We start from the raw sequence: 13194 nt of genomic DNA on the forward strand, positions 1-13194 counted from the left end.
TTTTGTATTAGAAAGCATATCGTTGTGGACCGCCCCGCCTAATTTCTTCACTGGCGTAGGCCTCATACTTTTTAAAGTTTTCCCGAAACGCATTGGTCAGCTTAAAAGCTGTGGTATAGTACGCCTCATCATCATTCCAAGTAGCTCTTGGACTCAGCACACTTGTTGGCACACCTGGACACTCTCTTGGTTGTGCAACCCCAAATACTGAATGAATGTGATAATTATCGTAATTGTACAACCCCAGTTCGCCACTTAAAGCTGCACTGATCATTGCACGGGTATACTTTAATTCCATTCGCTTACCTACACCATAAGGTCCTCCGGTCCATCCCGTGTTGATCAACCAAACGTCAACCCCAGATTCTTGCATTTTTTTGCTCAACATCTCCGCATAGGAGGCAGGATGCAAGGGCATAAACGGAGCACCAAAACAGGCTGAAAATGATGGTTGTGGTTCTACAACTCCGGCTTCTGTGCCCGCCACCTTTGCTGTGTACCCAGAAATAAAATGGTACGCTGCTTGTGCTGGTGTCAATTTAGAAATTGGAGGCAGTACACCAAATGCATCAGCGGTCAGGAAAAAGATATTCTTCACATTTTTACCTATGGAAGGAATCTGAATGTTTTCAATATGATGGATTGGATAGCTAACCCTGGTATTCTGGGTTATGGAAGTATCGGCAAAATCAACATCGCCATTTTCATCCATAATCACATTCTCAAGGATAGCGCCCTTTTTAATAGCTCCATAAATTTCAGGCTCTTTTTCTTTGGATAGATCTATAACCTTGGCGTAGCAACCTCCTTCAAAGTTGAAAACCGAATTATCTGCAGTCCATCCATGCTCATCATCTCCGATCAATTTGCGGTTTGGATCAGTTGATAGGGTGGTTTTCCCAGTCCCAGAAAGGCCAAAGAAAATGGCGGTATCACCTTCTTCCCCAATATTGGCCGAACAATGCATGGGCAATGTATTTTTATAGACGGGAAGGATAAAGTTAAGTGCCGAAAAAATTCCTTTTTTAATCTCGCCTGTGTATCCCGTACCACCAACCAACGCAATTTTCCTTGAGAAATTCAAGATTGCAAAATTGTGTTGACGCGTTCCATCTATCGCCGCATCTGCCATAAATTCCGGTGCATTTATCACCGTCCATTCTGGTTCAAAATCGGATAGTTCTTGTTCTGTTGGCCGAATAAACATATTGTTCGCGAACATATTGGACCAAGGGTATTCATTAACCACCCTAATGTTCAATTTGTAATCTGCCTCGGCACATGCGTAGCAATCACGAACAAACAGTTCTTTTTCATTAAGGTAGGCGATAACCTTGTCGTACAATTTGTCAAACTTTTGGGTCTCAAAAGGAATATTAATATTCCCCCACCATACCTTATCCTCAGTTATTTCATCCTTTACAATAAAGCGATCCATGGGAGATCGTCCGGTAAACTCGCCCGTGTTGACGGCCAAAGCACCTGATGAGGCTTCTTTTCCCATTTCTTTTTCAATGGTAATCCGATGTAAATCGTCGGATGACAGCTGATAATGTATACGGTCGTGATTGATTCCGTAAGGTTTTAACGAAATCGATTTCGCAGTTGAGTTAGGCGTACTCATTTAATTAATTTTAAGTTGGTGCAAAGCTAGAAAATCTAGCTAGTTCCACCTTAAAATATTCCTTAATTATCTGATTTTTTGGCTAAAATGTGGTAGCCGAGCAAAGCCCAACCAACAATTAAGATACTACCACCCAATGGGGTTATAAATCCAATTTTTCGAAAATCAATCGAGGTAAGCTCATTTAATGACAACAAGTAGATTGAAAAAGAAAATAAAACGGTTCCAATCCAGATCAATCGGAAAACCAATTTTCGTGGTTTGGCATCCAATCCATCCCAAATTCCCAAAAACAGTAGAAAAAGTGCATGGTACATTTGATAACGAACACCTGTTTCAAAAGATGCAACCGAAGCCTGATCAACAATTTTCTCAAGGCCATGAGCTCCAAATGCCCCCAACATAATACCCGTTAACCCAAATACAGTTGCCGTTACTAGAATTGTTTTGTTCATAACTTTGTATTCTAATATTTTTAGAAATATAACAATTTGATACTTTAGTGTCCGTTTTAATCAAAAGTAAATAAAACGCAATGGTTCGTACTATTTTGGTTCTTGGTGCAGGAAAATCCACTTCCTATTTGTTGGATTACATCCTTGAAAATTCTGAAAAGGAAAATCTTCAGATGGTTATTGGAGATCTCCAGCCAGAAAATATTTCCCAGGATATTTCCTCGCATCCCAATTGCAATGTTGTAGTGTTGGACATTTTTAATGATGAAGAAAGAAGAACCTTGATCAAATCTTCGTCCATTGTGGTTTCCATGCTTCCACCTCGATTGCATATTAAGATTGCGGAGGATTGCATTCATTTTAAAAAGCATTTGGTCACGGCGTCCTATGTTAGCAAGGAAATTGAAGCACTTGATAATGAAGCCAAAAAAAATGGTCTTGTTTTTATGAACGAGATTGGCCTGGATCCTGGTATTGACCATATGAGCGCCATGGAAATTATTGACCGAATCCGTGCAAAAGGCGGAAAAATGCTGCTTTTTGAATCCTTCACCGGCGGGTTGGTTGCTCCTGTCAATGACTCCAATCTGTGGAATTATAAGTTTACCTGGAATCCGAGAAATGTGGTCTTGGCCGGACAGGGTGGGGCCGCCAAATTTATCCAGGAAGGCACCTATAAATATATTCCTTACCAGAAGCTTTTTCGTAGAACGGAACTAGTTGATATTGAAGGCTACGGCTCTTTTGAGGTCTATGCTAACCGAGATTCTTTAAAATATACTGATGCCTATGGACTTCAAGATGCATTGACCTTGTATCGCGGAACAATGAGAAGAGTAGGATTTTCAAAGGCCTGGCATGTATTCGTAATGTTAGGCATGACCGATGATAGTTATACCATTGAAAATTCCGAGGGAATGTCATATCGCGATTTTGTGAACCTGTTTTTACCCTACTCTCCCACGGATTCTGTTGAATTGAAATTGAGACACTATCTTAAGATAGACCAAGATGATATTCGGTGGGGCAAGTTGTTGGAACTTGACCTTTTTAATCCCAACAAAAAGATTCCCATACCGAATGCTACACCTGCCAAAATGCTCCAATACATTCTTGAGGACAGCTGGACTTTGGAAAAAGACGAAAAGGATATGATTGTAATGTACCACAAGTTTGGTTACGAAATAGATGGGCAAAAAAAACAAATTGATGCCAATATGGTGGTACTGGGCGAAAACCAAAGCCATACGGCCATGGCCAAAACCGTGGGATTACCGGTTGCGATGGCAACGCTTCAAATACTGAACAAAAAAATTACTTCTCCAGGAGTGCAAATCCCCATTAGCAAAGAGGTCTATGAACCGATTCTTGCAGAGTTAAAAGCATATGGGATTACTTTTAAAGAGCATTCAGTGCCTTATTTGGGTTATAATCCAGATTCTATAGGAAATTAGGACTTTAAGTATCATATCAGGTCGAGCGCAGTCGAGACCTATTCAAAGAGGCAATAGCATAAAACTTCTCGATGCGTCTTCGACTGTGCTCAGGATGACATCTCGAAGTGACATTTCGATATATAATCTTATTTAACCTCAAAGAAAATTCACTTTTATAGTTTTTCGGTACCTTTAGCTTCAATTTTCAAGTTTAAATATGAAAAATGCTAACAGTTCGGTGAAAATCGACGGAATCGACAAAAAGATACTCAGGTTCTTGATGGAAGATGCCCGTAGGCCCATCCTTGAAATTGCCCGAAACATCGGAATCTCAGGTGCGGCCATTCACCAGCGTCTTCGGAAATTGGAAAATTCGGGTTTGTTATCCGGGTCAAAGTTTATTATCAATCCAAAGGTATTAGGGTATACCACCATGGCCTATATCGGAATTTTCTTGGACAAAGCGATGTCCAATCCCCAGGCAGTGAAACAACTTGAAAAAATTCCGGAAGTGTTGGAATGTCATTACACTACCGGCAATTGGTCTATCTTAATTAAGGTATTATGCAAGGACAACGAGCATTTGATGCATGTACTAAACAAACGTATTCAACAAATTGAAGGGGTTTCCCGAACCGAGACTTTTATTTCCTTACATCAACAAATAGATCGTCAGATTTCCATCTAACCACATATGAAATTTCTCCCAATCGCTGTATTGCTGTGGTTTTTTCATATGGACGCCCTAAGCCAAGATTATGAGCTGAAAAAATATTCCCAGCAGCTTCGTGTGCATCATGATAATGATTTTTTTGTTTTGACGGATCGCTACTATTCCTCAGGCTTGTTCATCTCTTACCAAAAAATATTATCAAAGGGCATTTTCGGTTCAAATGAACAATTAAAGTTTAGATTGGGACAAGAAGTTTTTACCCCATCTCAAACCCAATCCACCAACACCGATCTGTTTGACCGACCTTATGCTGGTTTTTCTGGACTTCAGACCACGTGGTCTTTGGCAGCTCAAAGAGAATTGTTCAAGGTTCTGGCCCTGTTCGGTATTGCCGGAATTAATTCTGGCGCTGGTGGATTCCAGCGTTGGTATCACAGGGCAATTGTTATCTCCGACTCTCCTATTTGGATAGATGAACTTTCGGACAGCTTTCACGCCAATATTTATCTCAGCTACATAAGGGAATGGAATATTTCACCCAATCCGTTCGGGATTAACTTGGCAATCCATCCTAATTTGGCTTTGGGTTCTCGGGATGTTTATACCGAGGCCGAGGCCGTTATTCATTTTGGCAGACGGAACATCATTGGTGAAAGCATTGCTTTTGAAAGGTTGGGAAACAACTCAAGAGAGATTTATTTTGCCCTGAGATTTGCCTACAAACGAGTTTTTTACAATGGGTTGATCGAGGGTAATTTATTCGGAGACAATTCACCTGTCTTGCGGAATACCACAAAAAACCTCCTTAAACTCGGTTTCGATTTTAACCATCGCTTTAACAAGAATGATTATAGGTTTGGGGTGCGTTATAATTCTAAAGAAACTCCCAATTCCAAAGGGCATGCATATATAGTACTATCTTATGGTTTTAGCTGGTAAAAGAAAAGCCCATTCATAAATGAATGGGCCTTGATTTGATTTTAATAAAATTCTTAATCCCGTCCTCCAAAAACTTGAAAAGCCCAATATAACAATGAGGCCAAAGCTCCCAGAGCTGCCACCAAATAGGTTCTAGCTGCCCATTTTAGAGCATCCTCGGCTCCTGCGTATTCTTCTTGGCTTACCATATTCTTTTGTTTCAACCAAGCTAAAGCTCGATTGCTGGCATCGTACTCAACGGGCAAGGTTACAAAGCTGAAAACCGTAGCAAACCCCATCATGATCAATCCGGCTACCGCAATGTAAAATCCAATTCCACCCATAGCTCCAGTTGCTGCCATTAAGGCAATTCCACCAAAAACTATCCAGGTCGACATTCCTGAGGTCACACTTACCACAGGCACCAATTTTGATCGCATGGTCAGCCATTCATAAGCCTGCGCATGTTGTACAGCATGTCCCACTTCGTGGGCGGCAACCGCTGCTGCAGAAGCATTGCGCTGGCTATATACTCCTTCACTAAGATTGACCGTTTTATTTTTTGGATTGTAATGATCGGTTAGCATTCCTGGTGTCGATATCACTTTCACATCCCGAATACCATGGTCATCGAGCATCTTTTGGGCAATTTCGGCACCACTCATCCCATTGCGGAGATGTACTTTGGAATAGTGTTTAAACTTGCTTTTCAATCTGCTGCTTACCAACCAGCTGATCAGTGCAATTCCACCAATCAATATATAATATGTCATCATAACTGTTTCGTTTTAGTCTTATAAATATACCAACAATACTGCAAAAATCCCGCCAATGTAATTAAAGGCAATTTTACTGACAATTTGTACATAAAAGCAGTGAACTGTCCTTCTATGTGCATGCACAAACGCTTGTAAACAGGATAAGGCTATTTGTATTTAAATTTTAGAATAAGCATGAATACGACCAAAAGCCCGGTTATCACATTGGCCAAAATTATGGCTAAACTCTCATACTGGATACCATAGTACAGCCAAAGGAATGTTCCCAACAAGAATACCAAATACATGGTCAAGGAAATGTCTTTTGTTGACTTATCCTTCCAGGTTTTATATACCTGGGGCACAAACGAACTTGTAGTCAACGTAGCTGCTACAAGCCCAATAATTTCAAGGGTTTCCATAATCGGGAATTGATGCGGTCATTAAATCATCAAAATATAGGCAAAAAAAAGCTCTAAAGTCGCCTCGAGGGAACAATTGTGGTTTTACCCTACAATATTTACAATCTTGCCGGGCACCACAATTACTTTTTTGGGTGTTCGCCCTTGTAATTGTGCTTGGGTTTTTTCATGCGCCATTACAGCTTCCTCAATATCTTCTTTGCCCATATCAAGGGGCAACTCAATCTTAAAGCGCATTTTTCCATTAAAGGAAATCGGGTACTCCTTGCTGCTCTCCACCAAATATTTCCCTTCAAATTTTGGGAAAGGTGCTTCGGAAATGGATTTGGAATGCCCCAGTTTCTCCCACAATTCCTCTGCAATATGGGGAGCATAAGGGGATACCAAAATAGCCAACGGTTCCAAAATGTCTCTGCTGGTGCATTTTTGAGCAGTTAATTCATTTACACAAATCATAAATGTGGATACTGAAGTATTGAAAGAGAAATTCTCAATATCCTCTTCCACTTTTTTGATGGTTTTGTGCAAGGTCTTTAGGTTTTCGGCGGTGGGTTCCACTTCGACTCCGCTCACTTCGGCTCCGCTCAGTGACCTGTTGATAAAAGGGGAATAGAGCTTCCATAATTTTTTAAGAAAGGAATGTACACCACTTATCCCGGCGGTGTTCCAAGATTTTGATTGCTCCAAAGGACCCAAAAACATTTCATATAAACGCAATGAATCGGCTCCATACTCCTCACAAATGGCATCGGGATTGACTACATTGTATTTGGATTTGGACATTTTTTCGATTTCTCTTTTTACTTTGAAAGAACCGTCCTCTTGGGTAATAAAAGTACCTTCCTTTGCTTCAGGTCTCCAATCTTTAAAGCCATCAATATTTAATTCATCCGAAGCGTCAACCAATGAAACATCAGCATGAATCCACCTGAACTCAACTTTATCCCAATCCTTTTCAGCAATTCCATTTTGTTTAAAAGCTGCTATTAACTCAACATATTTAGAGTGTTCAGAGGACATATAGTTTGGTCCATTTAATAAATCAGAAGATTCAAAAACATTAATGCTTTTATCTTCAAAAATAGCTTCAGCGACAAACGCACTCGTCCCCGTAATCATCCCCTGGTTGATCAACTTTTTAGCAAATTCCTCTTTGGGAGCAATTCCCATATCAAACAAGAATTTTTGCCAAAAACGGGAATAAAGTAGGTGTCCGGTGGCATGTTCGCTACCTCCAATATAGAGATCCACATCTTGCCAATAACCTATCGCTTCTTGGGAATAGATAGCTTCGCTGTTTTGGGAATCCATATATCGGTTAAAATATTGGGAACTGCCAGCCCAGCCTGGCATGGTGTTCAATTCCAAAGGGTAAATCCCATTATCCTTGTCTGACCCTTCGACTACGCTCAGGGTGACAAGTTCGTTGGAAACCACTTTGCTATTTTTGGCGTCCCAAGCCCAATGTGTGGCATTGCCCAATGGTGGTTCGCCAGTTTCCGTAGGAAGGTATTTTTCAACTTCTGGTAATTCCAATGGCAAATGCTCGTCTGCAATCATCTGCGGCATTCCATCCACATAATACACCGGAAAGGGTTCTCCCCAATACCGTTGACGACTAAAAACAGCATCGCGAAGGCGGTAATTGATCTTGCCTTCTCCCTGACCGATTTTTTCCAATTCTTGAATGACCTTTGTTGTCGCTTTCTTGTACGATAGGCCATTTAAAAAATCAGAGTTGCCAATAATGGTTGTCGCTTTATCGGCAAATGCCTCTTCAGAAATATCCACTCCTTCAAAAATATTTGGAATTGGGATGTTGAAATGCTTCGCAAAATCGTAATCGCGTTGATCTCCGCAAGGAACGGCCATTACAGCTCCTGTTCCATAACTCGCCAAAACATAATCCCCAATCCAAATAGGAATTGGTTCCTTTGTGAACGGATGTTCTGCAAAACCACCAGTAAATACTCCGGAAATGGTCTTTACATCGGCCATTCGTTCTCGTTCCGAACGTTTGGCAGTTGCTTCCACATAGGATTCCACCGCATCTTTTTGTTCTGGAGTTGTGATTTTGGACACCAATTCGTGTTCTGGGGCCAAGGTCATAAAACTTGTTCCAAAAATAGTGTCGGGACGGGTAGTAAAAACTTCGATTTGAAATTGGTGATTGAGCGGAGTCGAAATCACATCTTGGTCACTTCGACTTCGCTCAGTGTCCAATTTATCAATAACATTAAAAGTGACTGATGCTCCTTCGGAGCGTCCAATCCAATTGGTCTGGGAGTCTTTTAGAGGTTGTGGCCAATCTATGGTGTCCAAACCATCCAACAACCGCTGGGCATAGGCGGTGATACGCATCATCCATTGGGTCATTTTTTTCCGGATTACCGGATGTCCACCCCTTTCCGAAACGCCATTGACCACCTCATCATTGGCCAAAACAGTACCCAAAGCAGGACACCAATTCACTTCAGCATCTGCCAAATACGTCAATCGATACTTCAAAAGTAGCTCTTGCTTGGTTTTATCAGTAAAACTTGCCCAATCTTCAGCTGTAAATGTTGGAGTGTCATCATCACAAACAGCATCAATAGTCAAATTGCCCTCTTTTTCAAAAATGGAAATCAAGCCTGAAATTGCTTCTGCCTTATCTGATACTTTATTATACCAAGCGTTGAAGAGTTGAATGAACACCCATTGTGTCCATTTATAATATTTTGAGTTGGAAGTACGCACTTCCCTGCTCCAATCAAAAGAAAATCCCAGTTGATCTAGCTGCTCGCGATAGCGTTTGATATTGGTTTCTGTGGTAATTGCAGGATGTTGTCCGGTTTGGATAGCATATTGTTCAGCAGGCAGTCCAAAAGAGTCGTATCCCATTGGATGCAATACATTAAAACCTTTATGTCTTTTGTAACGAGCATAAATGTCACTGGCTATATAACCAAGAGGGTGTCCAACATGCAATCCTGCTCCCGAAGGGTAAGGAAACATATCCAACACGTAATATTTTGGCTTTTCCGAATCATTATGAGCCTTAAATGTTTGGTTATCTGCCCAATACTTCTGCCATTTGGCCTCTATTTCCCTGAAATTGTAATTCATTTTATATCTTACTCCTTTGATTTGGCAAAAATAGGTTTAATCACGCAAAGCGGAAAAGATAAAATGCGTTGACCTCTAAAGCCTTAAAGAAGTAACCGATTGCGAAAAATAACCCCTATACTTTCAATCTTGTTTGTTTGCTTAGCTGCCTTCCACGCCAATGCACAATTAGGTTTTTGCGGCGGCAACTCCGGAGATGCCATTTTCACGGAAACTTTTGGCGCTGGCACTACCAATGGTCCTGCTCTACCTCCGGGCACTACCACGTATACTTACTCAAATGGCTTACCTGTAGATGGCAGCTATACCATTTCGAGCACAACTACTTATTATGATTGGTTTGATACCGATGATCATACTCCTGGAGATACGGACGGCAAGGCCTTTATCGTGAATGCAAGTTATACTGCCGGAGAATTTTTCAGAAGGACCATAGATGGCCTCTGCGAAAATACGTCATATGAATTTTCTTCTTGGTTGATGAATCTTCATCCCAAACAGGGTTGCAATGGCAATGGCATTCCGGTAAATGTGCGATTTCAGATTTGGGACAGTTCAGACACCAATCTGTTGGCGTCAGGAAGTACGGGAAGTATTTTTGACAAGAATTCTCCAGTTTGGGAACAGTATGCCTTGGTTTTTCAGACCTTACCTGGGCAAAGATCCGTTATTTTAAAAATGCTGAACAATGGTTCCGGAGGCTGTGGAAACGACTTGGCAATAGATGATATTGTTTTTAGAACCTGTGGTGATCGAATTACCTTAACGGATGCCGCCAACAACACCAACATTGTTGGTGTATGCCAAGAAAATGCCCCGACGACCGTTGAACTTACTGCGAACCCAGATTTTTCCGTCTATAGTACACATGCATATCAGTGGCAAGAGAGCCTTGATGGAGTTAATTGGACCAATATTGTTGGAGAGAACAATTCAACTTATACTTCGCCATTGATTTTTGGCACTACTAGATATAGGGTCAAGGTTGCCGAAGATGCGGTGAATCTGGCCAACTCTAAATGCAATGCCGTATCCGACATTTTTGAGGTTATTATTGAGGGAAAGCCTATCGCCCCAATTTCTCAAGGGGATGTTTCTGTTTGTGTAGGTACTAACGGAGGAGTTTCAGTTGCAACTCCCGATGGCATCACTGCTGATTGGTACGATTCCCCTGCGGGTGGAAGTCTTTTAAAAGCAGGAAGCTTGTTTTATGCAACAACCACAAGCGGAACTTATTATGCCGAAGCGGTGACTGAAATTGCAGGTTGTTTTTCTGATACAAGAACAGCGGTCTCCATCCAATATAACGATTTACCTGTTTTGCGGGATGAAAATTTGATTTTATGCGCCGGTGAAGACTTAATCTTGTCTGCTGATTTACTCAATTCCTCTTATTTCTGGAATACGGGGGAAAATACACAGCAAATAACAATAAGCACTCCCGGCACCTATACCGTTAGGGTCACTGATGCGAATTCCTGTAGTGCCGATAAGACCATAGTGGTTACCCAAATAGATAAACCTATTGTGAAAAGTATCGTTTCAAATCATAGGGATTTAACTATCATAACCGAGAATACCGGTGATTTCGAGTATTCGCTCAATGGTTTTACCTATCAGGATAGCCCAAAGTTTGACAACCTCACGGGTGGAACCTATACTGCTCATGTTCGGGAAAAAAATTATTGCGGAGTGGTTCGATTTCCGTTTGTGCATCTGGTCATTCCAAGGTTTTTTACACCAAACGGAGATGGATTCAACGATAGTTTTAAACCAGAAGGCATTAAAGCGTTTGACGATTTTGAGATCAGCATATTTGATCGCACTTCAAGACTCATTGCACAATCTACAAGCAAAGATTACTCATGGGACGGTACTTTTAACAACAAGCCGTTACCTGCTTCCGACTATTGGTACACAGTTAAAATAGGTGATAATCTATACAAGGGCCATTTTGCATTAAAGCGATAGCTTAAACTACTGCACCTCTAACAACTTTGCGCTATACAGCACCCATATCATTGATAAAATGGCAGAGATATTGATGGCATATCCAAAAATAAGCATCTGTTTATAGGTATAAGGTCTGTCTATGAAAATTAAAAATGCATCCAAAATCAACCAAATGGAAAAAAGCATCAGAAAACAGGCCAATACCCAATCCTTAAACCAATAAACAAGTAGAAATGATTCCAAGGTCAACAACACGAGCATTAGGATTTTGGTTTTCCTTCTTCCCAAAAACACCGCTGTAGTCATTTTCCCAGCTTCCGTATCGGGTTCAATATCCATAATCTCTCCTGCAATATGGGCCTGAAAGGCGAACAAGGTCAAATAGATTACTGTTTGCCATGGAAGCGAAGGCAACCCATTTAACTGAATACAAAAAAAGGCCGTAAGCACATATCCTGATTGAATCAGAATTTCAAATGGCGGCCTTTCCTTCAAACGAAATGGCTTAAAATTATAAATAACATTTACCAGGACCATGAGTGCCAATAGGAATAGCATTTTTAAGCCAGATTCAACAGTAAAAACAATAAAAAACGGAAACATGACCAGTGCTATGCGCCACGGGATCAGTTTCAATTGTTCGATATTGGCCTTAGCTCCAAACAGAAAATTTCCTTTTCTATCGTTGATTTTATCCGCATCGAAATCATTGTAATCGTTCAATCCGTAAACCAAATAATTTAAAGGGAATGTTACAAAAAACAATCCCACCCAAAACAAAAAAGAGCTGGTAAAGCCTTCTTGATTGCCAAAAGGAACAAGGTATATCCATATCGTAGGAAACCATAGTCCAGGCCTTGAAATTTTCAAATCGAGTAACAATCTTCCCATATTCTAATTTCAATAGCAAGTTTACCATAAAAATTCAGATTTACTTTTCTATTTTTACGTATTGATTTGATTGTATGGCCCAATATATTGAACGATACCAACGAAGAAGGTTGATTTCCTCTTATTTTTCGGTTGTTTTAAGTATTGCCCTTGTTCTTTTTCTTCTTGGGGTCTTGGGGCTTTTGGTGTTGAACACCAAAAAATTGGCGGACCACTTTAAGGAACAAATTACAGTTTCGGTTTTTTTAAAGGACAATGCCAAACCTGTTGAGATAGAACAACTGCAAAAAAGTTTGGCCATGGCCGATTACACCAAATCTGCCGATTTTGTTTCAAAAGAAGATGCTGCTGAACAATACAGCGAGGATATTGGAGAAAATTTCATTGAGTTTTTGGGATATAATCCCCTAAAAAACTCCATTGACGTCAATTTAAAAGCAGATTATGTGTCCACAGCACAAATTGCAGAGATTGCAGATGAGCTAGCGGGCAAAACATATGTCGATGAAGTAAGTTATGACAAACCTCTTATTTCTTTGCTCAATGATAATGTCAAGAAAATCAGTCTTTGGATTTTGATTGCAAGCGCAATCTTCACATTTATTGCGGTGCTTCTTATTAACAGCTCCATTCGACTTTCCATTTATTCCAAACGCTTTATTATCAAGACTATGCAAATGGTGGGCGCTACCAAAAAATTTATCAGAAAGCCTTTTGTTTGGACGAACATAAAGCTGGGAATGTTAGGCTCGCTAATTGCATTGCTTGCATTAGGAGTTGTTCTTTACTATGTAAACACTAATTTTCCGGAACTGAACATCTTTCAAGATGTAGTGGTTCTAGCAGTTTTGTTTGCGGGTATTTTTGGCCTCGGTGTACTTATTTCATGGTTAAGCACACATATTGCCACACAACGTTTTTTGAATTTAAGGACAGATGATCTTTATTATTAACTT

11 protein-coding genes are annotated in these 13194 nt (G+C 40.5%); 5 read left to right on the plus strand and 6 right to left on the minus strand.

Translation table 11 applies throughout. From position 1 onward, the window contains the following. Positions 1-7: 7 nt before the first annotated feature. The gene (gene pckA / locus ACULLG_RS01235; RefSeq protein ID WP_452124945.1) at positions 8-1624 is read right to left on the minus strand and encodes a phosphoenolpyruvate carboxykinase (ATP); all 1617 of its coding nucleotides are present in this window, start codon (positions 1622-1624) and stop codon (positions 8-10) included. 62 nt (positions 1625-1686) lie between these two features. After that, positions 1687-2079 (minus strand): DUF423 domain-containing protein, encoded by a 393-nt coding sequence (locus tag ACULLG_RS01240; RefSeq protein ID WP_452124946.1) that lies wholly within the window; start codon positions 2077-2079, stop codon positions 1687-1689. Between the two features lie 80 nt (positions 2080-2159). On the opposite strand from ACULLG_RS01240, the gene ACULLG_RS01245 reads away from it, so the two are divergent. From ACULLG_RS01245 to ACULLG_RS01255, 3 genes are all read left to right on the plus strand, one after another. Further along, a complete protein-coding gene (locus ACULLG_RS01245; protein WP_452124947.1) occupies positions 2160-3533 on the plus strand; it encodes a saccharopine dehydrogenase family protein in 1374 nt (457 codons plus the stop codon). Between the two features lie 199 nt (positions 3534-3732). Beyond that, the gene (locus ACULLG_RS01250) at positions 3733-4203 is read left to right on the plus strand and encodes an Lrp/AsnC ligand binding domain-containing protein (protein WP_452124948.1); all 471 of its coding nucleotides are present in this window, start codon (positions 3733-3735) and stop codon (positions 4201-4203) included. A gap of 6 nt (positions 4204-4209) precedes the next feature. Then, the gene (locus tag ACULLG_RS01255; RefSeq protein ID WP_452124949.1) at positions 4210-5127 is read left to right on the plus strand and encodes a lipid A-modifier LpxR family protein; all 918 of its coding nucleotides are present in this window, start codon (positions 4210-4212) and stop codon (positions 5125-5127) included. Between the two features lie 53 nt (positions 5128-5180). On the opposite strand, the gene ACULLG_RS01260 is transcribed toward ACULLG_RS01255, so the two are convergent. From ACULLG_RS01260 to ACULLG_RS01270, 3 genes are all read right to left on the minus strand, one after another. After that, the gene (locus ACULLG_RS01260; RefSeq protein WP_452124950.1) at positions 5181-5882 is read right to left on the minus strand and encodes a zinc metallopeptidase; all 702 of its coding nucleotides are present in this window, start codon (positions 5880-5882) and stop codon (positions 5181-5183) included. Between the two features lie 149 nt (positions 5883-6031). Continuing rightward, a complete protein-coding gene (locus ACULLG_RS01265) occupies positions 6032-6286 on the minus strand; it encodes a SemiSWEET family sugar transporter (RefSeq protein ID WP_452124951.1) in 255 nt (84 codons plus the stop codon). 84 nt (positions 6287-6370) lie between these two features. Further along, positions 6371-9394, minus strand: a complete 3024-nt coding sequence (locus tag ACULLG_RS01270) for a leucine--tRNA ligase (protein WP_452124952.1) — start codon at positions 9392-9394, stop codon at positions 6371-6373. A gap of 129 nt (positions 9395-9523) precedes the next feature. Between ACULLG_RS01270 and ACULLG_RS01275 the strand changes: the two genes are divergently transcribed. Continuing rightward, positions 9524-11365, plus strand: coding sequence for a T9SS type B sorting domain-containing protein (locus tag ACULLG_RS01275; protein ID WP_452124953.1), 1842 nt, complete (start codon positions 9524-9526; stop codon positions 11363-11365). A gap of 6 nt (positions 11366-11371) precedes the next feature. On the opposite strand, the gene ACULLG_RS01280 is transcribed toward ACULLG_RS01275, so the two are convergent. After that, positions 11372-12238, minus strand: a complete 867-nt coding sequence (locus ACULLG_RS01280) for a UbiA family prenyltransferase (protein WP_452124954.1) — start codon at positions 12236-12238, stop codon at positions 11372-11374. 74 nt (positions 12239-12312) lie between these two features. Between ACULLG_RS01280 and ACULLG_RS01285 the strand changes: the two genes are divergently transcribed. Continuing rightward, positions 12313-13191 (plus strand): cell division protein FtsX, encoded by an 879-nt coding sequence (locus ACULLG_RS01285; RefSeq protein ID WP_452124955.1) that lies wholly within the window; start codon positions 12313-12315, stop codon positions 13189-13191. The last annotated feature ends 3 nt before the right edge of the window (positions 13192-13194 follow it).

The organism is Flagellimonas sp. 2504JD1-5 (assembly GCF_053618295.1).

Coding starts and splice junctions, on each gene's coding strand:
- ACULLG_RS01245 (WP_452124947.1), top strand. CDS start 2,160: ATGGTTCGTACTATTTTGGTTCTTGGTGCAGGAAAATCCACTTCCTAT.
- ACULLG_RS01255 (WP_452124949.1), top strand. CDS start 4,210: ATGAAATTTCTCCCAATCGCTGTATTGCTGTGGTTTTTTCATATGGAC.
- ACULLG_RS01240 (WP_452124946.1), bottom strand. CDS start 2,079: ATGAACAAAACAATTCTAGTAACGGCAACTGTATTTGGGTTAACGGGT.
- pckA (WP_452124945.1), bottom strand. CDS start 1,624: ATGAGTACGCCTAACTCAACTGCGAAATCGATTTCGTTAAAACCTTAC.
- ACULLG_RS01280 (WP_452124954.1), bottom strand. CDS start 12,238: ATGGGAAGATTGTTACTCGATTTGAAAATTTCAAGGCCTGGACTATGG.
- ACULLG_RS01285 (WP_452124955.1), top strand. CDS start 12,313: ATGGCCCAATATATTGAACGATACCAACGAAGAAGGTTGATTTCCTCT.
- ACULLG_RS01260 (WP_452124950.1), bottom strand. CDS start 5,882: ATGATGACATATTATATATTGATTGGTGGAATTGCACTGATCAGCTGG.
- ACULLG_RS01250 (WP_452124948.1), top strand. CDS start 3,733: ATGAAAAATGCTAACAGTTCGGTGAAAATCGACGGAATCGACAAAAAG.
- ACULLG_RS01270 (WP_452124952.1), bottom strand. CDS start 9,394: ATGAATTACAATTTCAGGGAAATAGAGGCCAAATGGCAGAAGTATTGG.
- ACULLG_RS01265 (WP_452124951.1), bottom strand. CDS start 6,286: ATGGAAACCCTTGAAATTATTGGGCTTGTAGCAGCTACGTTGACTACA.